This window comes from Elioraea tepida, assembly GCF_019203965.1.
GTDB lineage: Bacteria > Pseudomonadota > Alphaproteobacteria > Acetobacterales > Acetobacteraceae > Elioraea_A > Elioraea_A tepida.
On sequence record NZ_CP076448.1, the window covers coordinates 2,540,292 to 2,554,353 of the forward strand.

Genomic DNA, 14,062 nt, shown 5'->3' on the forward strand with positions numbered 1-14,062 from the left:
CAAGGTAACGGCGATCCCTTCGGAAGCGGCGCGGCCTCCCCGCGGTGCCGTGCCCTTTCGGCCAAGGCGAGGACGACGATGAACGAGCTGATGAAGATCCTGGGCGCGCAGCCCGGCACGCTCACCTTCGACCAGATCCGGATCTCGATCGCGAGCCCCGAGCAGATCCGCTCGTGGTCCTACGGCGAGATCAAGAAGCCGGAGACGATCAACTACCGCACGTTCAAGCCCGAACGCGACGGGCTGTTCTGCGCCCGCATCTTCGGACCGATCAAAGACTACGAGTGCCTTTGCGGCAAGTACAAGCGGATGAAGTTCCGCGGAATCATCTGCGAGAAGTGCGGTGTGGAGGTCACGCTCGCCAAGGTGCGCCGCGAGCGAATGGGGCACATCGAGCTCGCCTCGCCGGTGGCGCACATCTGGTTCCTCAAGTCGTTGCCCTCGCGCATCGGCTTGATGATCGACATGACGCTGAAGGACATCGAGAAGATCCTCTATTTCGAGAGCTACGTCGTGCTCGAGCCGGGGCTGACCGACCTCAAGCTCTACCAGCTGATCTCCGAGGAGCAGTATCAGGCGAAGGTGGACGAGTTCGGCGAGGATGCGTTCTCGGTCGGCATCGGTGCGGAGGCGCTGAAGCAGATCCTCGCCGGTCTCGACCTCAACGCCGAGAAGACGAAGCTCCGGCTCGAGCTCAAGGAGACGACGTCGGAGGCCAAGCGGAAGAAGCTCGTCAAGCGGCTGAAGCTGATCGAGGCCTTTCTCGAGAGCGGCACGCGGCCCGAGTGGATGATCCTCGACGTCGTGCCGGTGATCCCGCCCGAGCTGAGGCCGCTCGTGCCGCTCGATGGCGGCCGATTCGCGACCTCCGACCTCAACGACCTCTACCGGCGCGTGATCAACCGCAACAACCGGCTGAAGCGCCTGATTGAGCTGCGCGCGCCCGACATCATCGTGCGCAATGAGAAGCGGATGTTGCAGGAGGCGGTCGATGCCCTGTTCGACAACGGCCGCCGCGGCCGGCCGATCACGGGGGCGAACAAGCGGCCGCTGAAGTCGCTCTCCGACATGCTCAAGGGCAAGCAGGGGCGGTTCCGCCAGAACCTGCTTGGCAAGCGGGTCGACTACTCCGGCCGGTCGGTGATCGTGGTGGGGCCGGAGCTCAAGCTGCACCAGTGCGGCCTGCCGAAGAAGATGGCGCTTGAGCTGTTCAAGCCGTTCATCTACTCGAAGCTCGAGAAGTACAACCTCGCCGCCACCATCAAGGCGGCCAAGCGCATGGTGGAGAAGGAGCGTCCCGAGGTGTGGGACATCCTCGAGGAGGTGATCCGCGAGCACCCGGTGCTGCTCAACCGCGCGCCGACGCTGCACCGCCTGGGCATCCAGGCTTTCGAGCCGGTGCTGATTGAGGGCAAGGCGATCCAGCTCCACCCGCTCGTCTGCACCGCCTTCAACGCGGATTTCGACGGCGACCAGATGGCCGTGCACGTGCCGCTCTCGCTCGAGGCGCAGCTCGAGGCGCGCGTGCTGATGATGAGCACGAACAACATCCTCTCCCCGGCCAACGGCAAGCCGATCATCGTGCCGAGCCAGGACATCGTGCTCGGTCTCTACTACCTCTCGCTCGAGACGCCCGAGTTCAAGGCGGTCGCCGACGACCAGGCCCCCGCCTTCACCGGCATGGGCGAGATCGAGCAGGCGCTCGAGGCGAAGGCGATCACGCTGCACTCGAAGATCCGTGCCCGCCGCGAGGCAGTGGATCGCGACGGCAAGACAGTGACGATGCGCGTGGTGACAACGCCCGGGCGGATGATGATCGGCGCATTGCTGCCGAAGCACCCGAACCTGCCCTATGACCTTGTCAACCGGCAGCTGACGAAGCGGACGATCTCGGACGTGATCGACGCCGTCTATCGCCACTGCGGGCAGAAGGAGACGGTGATCTTCGCCGACCGGCTGATGGGCCTTGGGTTCCGGCACGCCGCCCGCGCCGGCATCAGCTTCGGCAAGGACGACCTGATCATCCCGGCCGAGAAGCAGGCGCTGATCGCCAAGACCGCCGCCGAGGTGAAGGAATTCGAAAGCCAGTACCAGGAAGGGCTGATCACCTGGGGCGAGCGCTACAACAAGGTGGTCGATGCCTGGACGCGCTGCGCCGAGGAGGTCGCCGAGGCGATGATGAAGGAGATCCGCCGGCAGGAGGTGGGCCGGCCGATCAACAGCGTCTGGATGATGAGCCATTCCGGCGCGCGCGGCAGCCCCGCACAGATGCGCCAGCTCGCCGGCATGCGCGGGCTGATGGCCAAGCCCTCGGGCGAGATCATCGAGACGCCGATCCTGTCGAACTTCAAGGAGGGGCTCACCGTGCTCGAGTACTTCAACTCGACGCACGGGGCGCGCAAGGGCCTCGCCGACACGGCGCTCAAGACCGCCAACTCGGGCTATCTCACGCGCCGCCTCGTCGACGTCGCGCAGGACTGCATCGTCGTCGAGGAGGATTGCGGCACCGAGAAGGGGATCACGGTGCGCCCGGTGCTCGACGGTGGGGAGGTCGTCTCGTCTCTGTCGGAGCGGATCCTCGGGCGGACCGCGGCCCGGGACGTGCAGGACCCGATCACCGGCGCGGTGATCGTTCCGCGCAACGCCCTGATCGGCGAGGCGGAGGCGGATGCCATCGAGCAGGCCGGTGTGGACAGCGTCTACATCCGCTCGGTGCTTACCTGCGAGACGCGGGTCGGCATCTGCGCGAAGTGCTACGGCCGCGACCTCGCGCGCGGCACGCCGGTGAATGTCGGCGAGGCGGTCGGCGTGATCGCCGCGCAGTCGATCGGCGAGCCGGGAACGCAGCTCACGATGCGCACCTTCCACATCGGCGGCGCCGCCCAGCGCGGCGCCGAGCAGAGCCAGGTCGAGGCAGCGACGGACGGTATCGTTGCGGTAAAGAATCGAAACGTCGTGCTGAACTCTCAAGGCACGCCCATTGTGATGAGCCGCAACTGCGAGCTTCTCCTGCTCGACGACCAGCGTCGGGAACGCGCCCGCTACCGTGTGCCCTACGGTGCGCGGCTGCTCGCCGACGAGGGGGCGCAGGTCGCGCGCGGCCAGAAGCTCGCCGAGTGGGACCCCTACACGCTGCCCGTGATCACCGAGCGCTCAGGCATCGTCGACTATGTCGATCTGATCGAGGGCGTGACGGTGGTCGAGCGTGTCGACGAGGCAACCGGTCTCTCGAGCAAGGTGGTGGTCGACTGGAAGCAGCAAGCGAAGGGGGCGGATCTGCGCCCGCGCATCGTGCTTCGCGACGAGAAGGGCGAGCTCGTCAAGCTGCCGAACGGCACGGAGGCGCGCTACTTCCTCTCGGTCGATTCGGTCCTCTCGGTCGACAATGGCGCGCGGGTGAATGCGGGCGACGTGCTCGCGCGCATCCCGCGCGAGAGCTCGAAGACGCGTGACATCACCGGCGGCTTGCCGCGCGTTGCGGAGCTGTTCGAGGCGCGCCGGCCGAAGGACCATGCGATCATCAGCGAGATCGACGGCCGGGTGGAGTTCGGCAAGGACTACAAGGCGAAGCGGCGGATCGTCGTGAAGAACGACGAGACCGGCGAGGAGCGCGAGTATCTCATCCCGAAGGGCAAGCACGTCTCCGTGCAGGAAGGGGACTATGTGCGGATCGGTGACCCGCTGGTCGACGGCCCCCGCGTGCCGCACGACATCCTCAAGGTGCTCGGGGTCGAGGCGCTCGCGGATTATCTCGTCAACGAAATCCAGGATGTCTATCGCCTGCAGGGCGTGAAGATCAACGACAAGCACATCGAGGTGATCGTTCGCCAGATGCTGCAGAAGGTCGAGATCCAGGACCCCGGCGACACCACGTTCCTGGTGGGGGAACAGGTGGATCGCGTCGACTTCGAGGCTGAGAACGAGAAGCGGCTGGCGGAGGGCGAGCGTCCCGCGACCGCCTTCCCCGTCCTGCAGGGGATCACCAAGGCATCGCTGCAGACGCACAGCTTCATCTCGGCCGCGTCCTTCCAGGAGACCACGCGGGTGCTCACTGAGGCGGCGGTGGCGGGCAAGGTGGATCCCCTCGCCGGGCTGAAGGAAAACGTGATCGTCGGGCGGCTGATCCCGGCGGGCACGGGCAACGTGATGATGCGTCTCAAGGCGCTTGCGGCGCAGAAGGACCGTGGCAGGGTGCAGGGTGGTGCGCCGCAACTGCCGGATGCCGGCGCGGTCGCGGCCGAATAGGCGCCGCCGCTCCGGGCCGGGCGGCGTATGCCATGCACGGCAGACGGTGCAGCCATTCCGGCCCGCATACCCTGGCCGTTAGGGCGTGGGGCGATGCTTGACAGGGAGATGACCCCTTCGTAGGTTCCGCGCCCTCGATCCGGCCCGCGGGCGCGGTGCGGGCGAGATGGTTTGGACATGATTCGGCTCCGGTGCCGCCCCCCTCGTCCGAGCGGGTGGCTGAGGTCGGAGACGGGTTGAGCCAGCGGGCGGCGGCCGGCAGGTCGTTGCCCGCTTCGGTGTGTGGTGTGGGATCGTAAGCCGCTGCCGGGGAGGCGGGCGGCGAGCCGAGAGGGTGTGTATGCCGACGATCAGCCAGCTGATCCGCAAGGAGCGCCAGGACAAGCGCAAGCGGAACAAGGTGCCGGCGCTTCAGGGCTGCCCGCAGAAGCGCGGCGTGTGCACGCGCGTCTACACGACCACGCCCAAGAAGCCGAATTCGGCGCTGCGCAAAGTGGCGAAGGTTCGGCTGACGAATGGCTACGAGGTCGTGTCGTACATCCCCGGAGAGGGGCACAACCTGCAGGAACACTCGGTGGTGATGATCCGCGGCGGCCGGGTCAAAGACCTTCCCGGCGTGCGCTACCACATCCTGCGTGGCGTGCTCGACACGCAAGGGATCGCAAAGCGTCGCCAGCGCCGCTCGCTCTACGGCGCCAAGCGGCCGAAGTGACCGGGAGGAGGTGAGCCATGTCCCGCCGCCACCGCGCCGAGAAGCGCGAAATCCTGCCCGATCCGAAGTATGGCGACGTCGTGCTCTCGAAGTTCATGAACGCGCTGATGTACGACGGCAAGAAGTCGGTCGCGGAGGCAATCGTGTATGGCGCGCTTGATGTGGTGAAGCGCCGGATCCCGAACGCCGATCCGCTGCGCGTGTTCCACGAGGCGATCGAGAACGTGAAGCCGGCAGTGGAGGTGCGGTCCCGCCGCGTCGGTGGCGCGACCTACCAGGTGCCAGTCGAAGTGCGCGCCGAACGTCGCCAGACGCTGGCGATACGCTGGCTGATCGAGGCCTCGCGCAAGCGTAGCGAGCACACGATGCGTGACCGGCTCTCGAACGAGCTGCTCGATGCGGCGAACAATCGCGGCGCCGCCGTGAAGAAGCGCGAGGACACCCATCGGATGGCCGAGGCCAACCGGGCCTTCTCGCACTACCGCTGGTGAGCGCACTCACCTTCTGACCACGCAACCCGGAACACGACCTGGCCCTGACCAGACGCCCTACGGAGAACGACCATGGCGAAGGCGAAGTTTGAGCGGACGAAGCCGCACTGCAACATTGGGACGATTGGTCATGTGGATCATGGGAAGACGTCGTTGACTGCGGCGATTACGAAGGTTTTGGCGAAGAGTGGTGGAGCGACGTATATGGCGTATGATCAGATTGACAAGGCGCCTGAGGAGCGTGCGCGTGGGATTACGATTTCGACGGCGCATGTGGAGTATGAGACTGCGAAGCGGCACTATGCGCATGTGGATTGTCCTGGTCATGCTGACTATGTGAAGAACATGATTACTGGTGCTGCGCAGATGGACGGGGCGATCCTTGTTGTGTCTGCGGCGGATGGTCCGATGCCTCAGACGCGTGAGCATATTCTGTTGGCGCGTCAGGTTGGGGTTCCTGCGCTTGTGGTGTTCATGAACAAGGTGGACATGGTGGACGATCCGGAGCTTCTGGATCTTGTGGAGCTTGAGGTTCGGGAGCTTTTGAAGAGCTATCAGTTCCCTGGGGACGACATTCCTGTGATCCGTGGGTCTGCTCTGTGCGCGCTTGAGGACCGCAACCCCGAGATTGGGGAGCAGGCGATCCTGAAGCTGATGGATGCGGTGGACACGTATATTCCGCAGCCTGAGCGTGCGAAGGACCGTCCGTTCCTGATGCCGATCGAGGACGTGTTCTCGATCTCCGGCCGCGGCACGGTGGTGACGGGGCGTGTCGAGCGGGGCGTCATCAAGGTCGGGGACGAGGTGGAGATCGTCGGGCTTCGTCCGACGGTGAAGACGACGGTGACGGGTGTGGAGATGTTCCGCAAGCTGCTCGACAGCGGCGAGGCGGGGGACAATATCGGGGCGCTGCTGCGCGGCACCAAGCGCGAGGAGGTGGAGCGCGGCCAGGTTCTGGCGGCGCCTGGGTCGATCACGCCGCACACCAAGTTCCTGGCCGAGGCCTACATCCTGACCAAGGAGGAGGGGGGTCGGCACACGCCGTTCTTCTCCAACTACCGGCCGCAGTTCTACTTCCGCACCACCGACGTCACCGGCGTCGTCACCCTGCCCGAGGGCACCGAGATGGTGATGCCCGGCGACAATGTCCGGATGGAGGTGTCGCTGATCGCCCCGATCGCCATGGACGAAGGCCTCCGCTTCGCCATCCGCGAAGGCGGAAGAACCGTCGGCGCAGGCGTCGTCACCAAAATCCTCCAGTAAGAGGGGGCAGGCTGGGCGCAAGGGAACGTCGCAAGCGCCTGCGGCACAACGAGAGAGCGGCCGCCGGTGCGAGCGAGAGAGGGTGACGATGGACAGCCAGAACATCCGCATCCGTCTGAAGGCGTATGATCACCGCGTGCTCGACAACAGCACGCGGGAGATCGTCAACACGGCGAAACGGACGGGGGCGCAGGTGCGGGGGCCGATCCCGCTGCCGACGCGGATCGAGCGTTTCACCGTGAACCGCTCGCCGCACGTGGACAAGAAGTCGCGCGAGCAGTTCGAGATCCGCACCCATCGTCGGCTTCTCGACATCGTCGATCCGACCCCGCAGACGGTCGACGCGCTGATGAAGCTCGACCTTGCCGCCGGCGTCGATGTCGAGATCAAGCTCTGAGGTCGGGGTGATGCGCACAGGCGTGATCGCACGCAAGCTGGGCATGACCCGGCTGTTCGGAGAGGACGGGACGCATGTCCCCGTCACCGTGCTCCAGCTCGACGAGGTTCAGGTGGTCGCCCACCGCACGGCGGAGAAGGACGGCTACACGGCCGTGCAGCTCGGCATCGGGCGGCGCAAGCCGAAGAACGTCTCGAAGGCGGAGCGGGGGCATTTCGCGAAGGCAAAGGTTGAACCGAAGGCGAAGCTCGTGGAGTTCCGCGTCTCTGCCGACGCTCTGCCCCCGATCGGGGCGGTTCTGAGCGCCGAGCATTTCGTGCTGGGGCAGAAGGTGGATGTCACCGGCACCACCAAGGGCAAGGGGTTCGCCGGCGCGATGAAGCGGTGGAACTTCCGCGGCCTCGAAGCCTCGCATGGCGTGTCGATCAGCCATCGCAGCCACGGCTCGACCGGCAACCGGCAGGACCCCGGCAAGGTGTTCAAGAACAAGAAGATGGCCGGGCATCTCGGCGTCGAGCGGGTCACCACGCAGAACCTCGAGGTGGCGGCCGTCGACGCAGCGCGCAACCTCCTGCTGGTGAAGGGGGCGGTGCCTGGCGCGAAAGGCTCTTATGTGCTCGTGCGCGATGCCGTGAAGGTGCCGCGGCCGGAGGCTGCACCTCTGCCTGCCGCGGTGAAGGCGGGGAGCTGAGATGAGCGCAACGATGAGGCAGGACGTGATCACGCTCGCCAACGAGAAGGTCGGCGAGATCGAGCTTCCCGACGCGCTGTTCGGTGCCGTGCCGCGAGCCGACATCATGGCGCGAGTGGTGCACTGGCAGCTCGCCAAGCGCCGAGCCGGAACCCACAAGGTCAAGGGGATGGGTGAGGTCTCCGGCACGACCAAGAAGCCCTACCGCCAGAAGGGCACCGGCCGGGCGCGCCAGGGGTCGCTGCGCAGCCCTCAGTTCCGCGGTGGCGGCGTGGTGCACGGGCCGGTCGTGCGCGACCATGGCTACGAATTGCCGAAGAAGGTGCGGCGGCTCGGCCTGATCTCCGCTCTCTCGCAGAAGCGTGCCGAGGGCAAGCTTGTCGTGCTCGACGCTGCGACCAGCGAAGACGGCAAGACGGCGGCGCTTCGGCGGAAGGTCGAGGCCCTTGGCTGGCGGTCGGCGCTCGTGATCGACGGTGCGGCCGTGGACGAGCGCTTCCTGCGCGCCGCGCGGAACATCCCCGGCCTTGACGTTCTGCCGACGATCGGCGCGAACGTGTACGACATCCTCCGGCATGACGTGCTTGCGGTGACGACGGCCGGGATCGAGACGCTGAAGAAGCGCCTCCGCGTCGAGGAGAAGGCGGCATGAGCGCGCGGTCGAAGCAGCGGGCGGCGGGTCGGCTTCCGCCAATCCCGCGGGAACGAATGTACGAGATCATCCAGAGCCCGGTGATTACCGAGAAGGCGACCGCGATGTCGGGCGCCAACATCGTGGTGTTCCGCGTGCCGCTTGCCGCCACCAAGCCAGAGATCCGGCAGGCGGTCGAGGGGCTGTTCGGGGTCAAGGTCGCGGGCGTGCAGACGCTGATCGCCAAGGGCAAGACGAAGCGGTTCCGGGGGCGGGTCGGCCGGCGGCCGGACGTGAAGAAGGCGATGGTCCGCCTCGCGCCGGGCTTCTCGATCGACCTGACGACCGGGCTCAGCTGAGCGGGGAGCGGGAAGATGGCGCTCAAGACCTTCAAGCCGGTGACGCCGAGCCTGCGCGGCACGGTGCTGGTCGACCGTTCGGAGTTGTGGAAGGGCAAGCCCATCAAGGCGCTCACCGAGGGCAAGGTGAGCACCGGCGGGCGCAATCATCACGGCCACATCACGGTGCGGTTCCGTGGCGGCGGGCACAAGCGTCGCTACCGCCTGGTCGACTTCAAGCGTCGCAAGTTCGACGTTCCCGCAACCGTCGAGCGGCTCGAGTACGACCCGAACCGCAGCGGCTGGATCGCGCTGATCAAGTACGCCGACGGGGAGCTCTCCTATATCCTCGCGCCGCAGCGGCTTCGCGCGGGCGACACGGTGGTGTCCGGCCAGAAGGTCGACATCAAGCCGGGCAATGCGATGCCGATGGCGGCGATCCCGGTCGGCACGATCATCCACAACATCGAGATGAAGCCCGGCGCGGGCGGCAAGCTCGCGCGCGCGGCCGGCACCTACGCTCAGCTCGTCGGCAAGGACGCCGGCTATGCGCAGATCAAGCTCTCCTCCGGGGAGCTTCGCGTGGTCCGGGCTGAGTGCATGGCGACGGTCGGTGCGGTGTCGAATCCGGACAACAGCAATATCCAGATCGGCAAGGCTGGCCGGAAGCGCTGGCTCGGGCGGCGGCCGCACAATCGCGGCGTGGCGATGAACCCGATCGACCATCCGCATGGCGGCGGCGAGGGCCGGACCTCGGGCGGCCGCCATCCTGTCACCCCTTGGGGCAAGCCGACCAAGGGGGCGAAGACACGGCACAACAAGCGGACCGACCGGCTGATCATCCGCCGGCGCAACGCGACGAAGGGCTGAGGCGATGGCTCGCAGCGTCTGGAAAGGGCCGTTCGTGGACGGCTACCTGCTCACCAAGGCCGAGGCCGCTCGAAGCTCGGGGCGGAACGAGATCATCAAGACGTGGTCGCGCCGTTCGACCATCCTGCCCCAGTTCGTCGGGCTGACTTTCGGCGTCTACAACGGCCACAAGTTCATCCCGGTGCAGGTGACCGAGAACATGGTCGGCCACAAGCTCGGCGAGTTCGCGCCGACGCGGACCTTCACCTCGCACGCGGCCGACAAGAAGGCGAAGCGGGGCTGAGATGGGCAAGCAGTCGATGCCGCGCCGGCTGTCCGAGACCGAGGCGCAAGCGGTTGCGCGCAACATCCGCGTCAGCCCGCGCAAGCTGAACCTTGTGGCCGAGATGATCCGCGGCCTGCCGGCGGCGGAGGCACGCGCCGCACTCACCTTCTCGAAGCGTCGGATTGCGAAGCTGGTGCGCAAGGTGCTCGACAGCGCGATCGCCAACGCCGAGAACAACCACAGCCTCGATGTCGACCGCCTCGTCGTGCGCGAGGCCACGGTGGGCCGGAGCGTGGTGATGAAGCGGTTCCACGCCCGCGCACGCGGCCGTGCGGCGCGCGTCGAGAAGTGGTTCAGCCACCTCACCATTATCGTCCGCGAGCGTCCCCAGGGCGGTGACGCGCGCGCTGAGCAGGGGGCCCGCTGAGATGGGGCAGAAGGTCAATCCCGTCGGGATGCGGCTTGGCATCAACCGCACCTGGGACAGCCGCTGGTTCGCCGACAAGAGCTACGCCGCGCTGCTGCATGAGGACCTGAAGCTGCGCAAGGTTCTGCGCGAGAAGCTGGCGCAAGCCGGCGTGGCGCGCGTGGTTATCGAGCGGCCGGCCAAGAAGGCGCGCGTGACGATCTATGCCGCCCGGCCGGGCGTGATCATCGGCAAGAAGGGGCAGGACATTGAGAAGCTCCGGGCAGATCTCGCGAAGCTCACGGGGTCAGAGGTGCACCTCAACATCGTTGAGATCCGCAAGCCCGAGATCGAGGCCGTTCTCGTAGCCGAGAACATCGCCCAGCAGCTCGAGCGCCGCGTGAGCTTCCGCCGCGCGATGAAGCGCGCGGTGCAGTCGGCGATGCGGCTCGGCGCCCAGGGAATCCGGATCAACTGCTCCGGCCGGCTGGGCGGGGCGGAGATCGCGCGCGTCGAGTGGTATCGCGAGGGGCGGGTGCCGCTGCACACCTTGCGCGCCGACATCGATTTCGGCCAGGCGACGGCGAAGACGACCTACGGCACCTGCGGCGTCAAGGTCTGGGTGTTCAAGGGCGAGATCATGGCCCACGACCCGATGGCCGTGGACAAGCGCGCGGCCGAGCAGGCGCCGCAGCGCTGATCAGGTGAAGGGACGGGGGCTGCCGGCAACGGCGCCCCGGAGCGGGAACGATGCTTCAGCCGAAGAAGACGAAGTGGCGCAAGGCCCACAAGGGGCGGATCCGGGGCGAGGCGAAGGGCGGCACCAAGCTGAACTTCGGCAGCTACGGACTGAAGGCGCTCGAGCCTGAGCGGGTGACGGCGCGGCAGATCGAGGCCGCGCGCCGCGCGCTCACGCGCCAGATGAAGCGCCAGGGGCGCGTCTGGATCCGGATCTTCCCGGATGTTCCGGTGTCGAAGAAGCCTGCCGAGGTGCGGATGGGCTCGGGCAAGGGCAGCCCGGAGTTCTGGATCTGCCGGGTGAAGCCGGGGCGGATCATGTTCGAGCTCGACGGGGTGTCGGGCGAGGTGGCGCGCCAGGCACTCGCGCTTGCCGCCGCCAAGCTGCCGATCCGCACCAAGGTCGTCTCGCGGATCGGTCTCGAGGGCTGAGCCATGACCAAGATCGCGGAACTGCGGGCGAAATCGGCTGACGAATTGCGGGAGATGCTGCTCGCGTTGCGCAAGGAGCAGTTCAACCTGCGCTTCCAGCGGGCGACCGGGCAGCTCGAGGCAACGGGACGGATCCGTGCGGTGCGTCGTGACATCGCGCGGATCAAAATGCTGCTCGGTGCGGAGAAGCGCGCCGGCGGCCGGGCCGCGGCCGGTGCGGGCGGTTGAGGGAGCGAGGGCGATGCCGAAGCGGGTTCTGACCGGCCGCGTGGTGAGCGACAAAATGGACAAGACCGTGACGGTGCTTGTCGAGCGTCGCGTGATGCACCCGATCTACAAGAAGTTCATTCGCCGCTCGAAGAGGTACGCCGCGCATGACGAGGCGAACCTCTGCAAGGAGGGGGACATCGTGCGCATCGAGGAGTGCCGGCCGATCTCGAAGCGTAAGACGTGGCAGGTGATCTCTCGGAACGGCGAGGCAGTTGCGCGCGCGGTGGGCGCGGCCGCGACGCCGTCGCGCGCCGGGGCGTGAGGAGCAGGCGATGATCCAGGTCGAGACCAATCTCGAGGTCGCGGACAATTCGGGTGCGCGCCGCGTCCAGTGCATCAAGGTGCTCGGCGGCTCGAAGCGGCGCACGGCGTCGGTCGGTGATGTGATCGTCGTCTCCGTCAAGGAGGCGATCCCCCGTGGCAAGGTGAAGAAGGGGGATGTGCATCACGCAGTGATCGTCCGCACCGCCTTCCCCGTCCGCCGCGGCGACGGCTCGGCGATCCGCTTCGACCGCAACGCGGCGGTGCTGATCAACAAGCAGCAGGAGCCGATCGGCACCCGGATCTTCGGGCCGGTGGTGCGCGAGCTGCGCGCGAAGAAGTTCATGAAGATCATCAGCCTCGCACCGGAGGTGCTCTGAGCCATGGCCGCCAAGATCAAAAAGGGCGACCGGGTGGAGGTGATCGCTGGCGCTGACAAGGGCAAGCGCGGCGAGGTTCTGCGCGTGATCCCGAAGGAGAACCGGGCGATCGTGCAGGGGGTCGCGATGGTCAAGCGGCACCAGAAGCCGAAGGGCGTGGGGAGCCCGGGCGGCATCATCGAGAAGGAGGCGCCGGTCCACCTCTCGAACCTGATGCTGATCGACCCGAAGTCGGACAAGCCGACGCGCGTCGGGTTCAAGATTCTCGAGGATGGCCGCAAGGTCCGCGTCGCCCGCGTCTCGGGGGAGGTGATCGATGGCTGAGACGACGACGGCGAAGCCGCGCCTGCAGCGGCACTACGAGACCGTGGTGCGCGAGGCATTGATGCGCGAGTTCGGCTACAAGAACCCCTTCGCCGTGCCGAAGCTCGAGAAGATCGTGATCAACATGGGGGTCGGCGAGGCGGCGGGCGACCAGAAGAAGCTCGACGCGGCGATGGCCGACCTTGCCCTCATCGCCGGCCAGAAGCCGGTCAAGACGCGCGCGAAGAAGGCGATCGCGGGCTTCAAGATCCGCGCCGGCATGCCGATCGGGGCGAAGGTCACGCTCCGTCGGGCGCGGATGTATGAGTTCCTCGACCGGCTGGTGACGATCGCGCTGCCGCGCGTGCGCGACTTCCGGGGCATCTCCGGCAAGGGCTTTGACGGGCGCGGCAACTTCGCGATGGGGCTGAAGGAACAGATCGTGTTCCCGGAGATCAACTACGACAAGGTCGACAAGGTGCGGGGCATGGACATCGTGATCTGCACCACGGCGAAGACCGACAGGGAGGCGAAGGCGCTGCTCAAGGCCTTTGACCTTCCGTTCACGAACTGAGCACGGAAAACCGCCGGCCGTCGTGCTGGCAGGTTCTGGAGGAATGCGGGATGGCGAAGACGTCGTCGATCGAGAGGAACCGCAAGCGCGAGCGCATGGCGAGGCGCGACGCGGCGAAGCGGGCGGCGCTGAGGGCCTTGGTGAAGCGGAAGGACGCCTCGCCTGAGGAGCGTTTCGCGGCGATGCTGAAGCTCGCGGCAATGCCGCGCAATGGCGCGGCGGTGCGCGTGCGCCTGCGCTGCGAGTTGACCGGCCGTGCCCGCGGCAACTACCGCAAGTTCAAGCTCTGCCGCGTGGCCTTGCGCGAGCTCGCCTCGGCCGGGCAGATCCCCGGCATGATCAAGGCGAGCTGGTAGGGCGGGGAGAGGAGCGAGGACGATGGCGATCTCCGATCCGCTGGGTGACATGATCACCCGTATCCGAAATGCCCAGCGGGCACGCCGGGCAACGACGCGCGCGCCTGCCTCGAAATTGCACGCGAATGTCTGCGAGGTGCTGAAGCGCGAGGGGTTCATTCGCCACTGGAAGATCGTCGAGATCCGCCCGGGCGTGCGCGAGCTCGAGATCGAGCTCAAGTATTCGGAAGGTGAGCCGGTGATTAAGGAGATCACCCGAGTGTCGACACCAGGGCGCCGCGTTTACTCGAAGATCAAAGAGCTGCCTCGGGTCTACAACGGGCTCGGCATCTCCATCCTGTCCACCCCGCGCGGGGTGATGAGCGACGCCGAGGCCCGCGCCGCCAATGTCGGCGGCGAGGTCCTCTGCCGCGTGTTCTGAGCGCGCCGGAGGAGGGTC

Annotated in this window: 20 protein-coding genes; all 20 read left to right on the top strand. The window is 66.8% G+C overall.

Annotated elements, in window-relative coordinates; translation table 11 throughout:
- The first annotated feature begins 78 nt into the window (after positions 1–78).
- The 20 genes from rpoC to rpsH all read left to right on the top strand — a co-directional run bounded on the left by rpoC (position 79) and on the right by rpsH (position 14,044).
- Positions 79–4,245, top strand: a complete 4,167-nt coding sequence (gene rpoC / locus KO353_RS12120) for a DNA-directed RNA polymerase subunit beta' (protein ID WP_218284972.1) — start codon at positions 79–81, stop codon at positions 4,243–4,245.
- A 340-nt stretch (positions 4,246–4,585) separates the two neighbouring features.
- Positions 4,586–4,957 (top strand): 30S ribosomal protein S12, encoded by a 372-nt coding sequence (rpsL, locus tag KO353_RS12125; protein WP_218284973.1) that lies wholly within the window; start codon positions 4,586–4,588, stop codon positions 4,955–4,957.
- A 17-nt stretch (positions 4,958–4,974) separates the two neighbouring features.
- Positions 4,975–5,448 (top strand): 30S ribosomal protein S7, encoded by a 474-nt coding sequence (gene rpsG, locus KO353_RS12130; RefSeq protein WP_218284974.1) that lies wholly within the window; start codon positions 4,975–4,977, stop codon positions 5,446–5,448.
- Positions 5,449–5,520: 72 nt separating this feature from the next.
- The gene (tuf, locus tag KO353_RS12135) at positions 5,521–6,711 is read left to right on the top strand and encodes an elongation factor Tu (protein WP_218284964.1); all 1,191 of its coding nucleotides are present in this window, start codon (positions 5,521–5,523) and stop codon (positions 6,709–6,711) included.
- 88 nt (positions 6,712–6,799) lie between these two features.
- Entirely contained in the window at positions 6,800–7,108 is a 309-nt protein-coding gene (gene rpsJ / locus KO353_RS12140) for a 30S ribosomal protein S10 (RefSeq protein WP_218284975.1), read from the top strand.
- Between the two features lie 10 nt (positions 7,109–7,118).
- On the top strand, positions 7,119–7,799 hold the full coding sequence (gene rplC / locus KO353_RS12145; protein ID WP_218284977.1) for a 50S ribosomal protein L3: 681 nt from the start codon (positions 7,119–7,121) through the stop codon (positions 7,797–7,799).
- Between the two features lie 13 nt (positions 7,800–7,812).
- The gene (gene rplD / locus KO353_RS12150) at positions 7,813–8,451 is read left to right on the top strand and encodes a 50S ribosomal protein L4 (protein WP_218284978.1); all 639 of its coding nucleotides are present in this window, start codon (positions 7,813–7,815) and stop codon (positions 8,449–8,451) included.
- The gene (locus KO353_RS12155) at positions 8,448–8,789 is read left to right on the top strand and encodes a 50S ribosomal protein L23 (protein ID WP_218284980.1); all 342 of its coding nucleotides are present in this window, start codon (positions 8,448–8,450) and stop codon (positions 8,787–8,789) included. Before rplD ends, KO353_RS12155 begins: the two co-directional genes overlap by 4 nt.
- Before the next feature lie 15 nt (positions 8,790–8,804).
- On the top strand, positions 8,805–9,638 hold the full coding sequence (rplB, locus tag KO353_RS12160; protein WP_218284981.1) for a 50S ribosomal protein L2: 834 nt from the start codon (positions 8,805–8,807) through the stop codon (positions 9,636–9,638).
- A gap of 4 nt (positions 9,639–9,642) precedes the next feature.
- On the top strand, positions 9,643–9,921 hold the full coding sequence (rpsS, locus tag KO353_RS12165) for a 30S ribosomal protein S19 (protein ID WP_218284983.1): 279 nt from the start codon (positions 9,643–9,645) through the stop codon (positions 9,919–9,921).
- A 1-nt stretch (position 9,922) separates the two neighbouring features.
- Positions 9,923–10,330, top strand: a complete 408-nt coding sequence (gene rplV / locus KO353_RS12170; protein WP_218284984.1) for a 50S ribosomal protein L22 — start codon at positions 9,923–9,925, stop codon at positions 10,328–10,330.
- Position 10,331: 1 nt separating this feature from the next.
- On the top strand, positions 10,332–11,009 hold the full coding sequence (gene rpsC, locus KO353_RS12175) for a 30S ribosomal protein S3 (protein ID WP_218284985.1): 678 nt from the start codon (positions 10,332–10,334) through the stop codon (positions 11,007–11,009).
- A 50-nt stretch (positions 11,010–11,059) separates the two neighbouring features.
- A complete protein-coding gene (gene rplP / locus KO353_RS12180; RefSeq protein WP_218284986.1) occupies positions 11,060–11,479 on the top strand; it encodes a 50S ribosomal protein L16 in 420 nt (139 codons plus the stop codon).
- Between the two features lie 3 nt (positions 11,480–11,482).
- A complete protein-coding gene (gene rpmC / locus KO353_RS12185) occupies positions 11,483–11,707 on the top strand; it encodes a 50S ribosomal protein L29 (RefSeq protein ID WP_218284987.1) in 225 nt (74 codons plus the stop codon).
- A gap of 13 nt (positions 11,708–11,720) precedes the next feature.
- Complete coding sequence (rpsQ, locus tag KO353_RS12190) at positions 11,721–12,011, top strand: 30S ribosomal protein S17 (RefSeq protein WP_218284988.1); 291 nt, start codon at positions 11,721–11,723, stop codon at positions 12,009–12,011.
- Positions 12,012–12,021: 10 nt separating this feature from the next.
- Positions 12,022–12,390 carry a 50S ribosomal protein L14 gene (rplN, locus tag KO353_RS12195; RefSeq protein ID WP_218284989.1) on the top strand — a complete coding sequence of 123 codons (369 nt, stop codon included), beginning with the start codon at positions 12,022–12,024 and terminating at the stop codon, positions 12,388–12,390.
- A 3-nt stretch (positions 12,391–12,393) separates the two neighbouring features.
- A complete protein-coding gene (gene rplX / locus KO353_RS12200; protein ID WP_218284990.1) occupies positions 12,394–12,714 on the top strand; it encodes a 50S ribosomal protein L24 in 321 nt (106 codons plus the stop codon).
- The gene (gene rplE / locus KO353_RS12205) at positions 12,707–13,267 is read left to right on the top strand and encodes a 50S ribosomal protein L5 (protein WP_218284991.1); all 561 of its coding nucleotides are present in this window, start codon (positions 12,707–12,709) and stop codon (positions 13,265–13,267) included. Before rplX ends, rplE begins: the two co-directional genes overlap by 8 nt.
- A 50-nt stretch (positions 13,268–13,317) precedes the next feature.
- The gene (rpsN, locus tag KO353_RS12210) at positions 13,318–13,623 is read left to right on the top strand and encodes a 30S ribosomal protein S14 (RefSeq protein WP_218284992.1); all 306 of its coding nucleotides are present in this window, start codon (positions 13,318–13,320) and stop codon (positions 13,621–13,623) included.
- A gap of 22 nt (positions 13,624–13,645) precedes the next feature.
- Entirely contained in the window at positions 13,646–14,044 is a 399-nt protein-coding gene (gene rpsH / locus KO353_RS12215) for a 30S ribosomal protein S8 (protein WP_218284994.1), read from the top strand.
- The last annotated feature ends 18 nt before the right edge of the window (positions 14,045–14,062 follow it).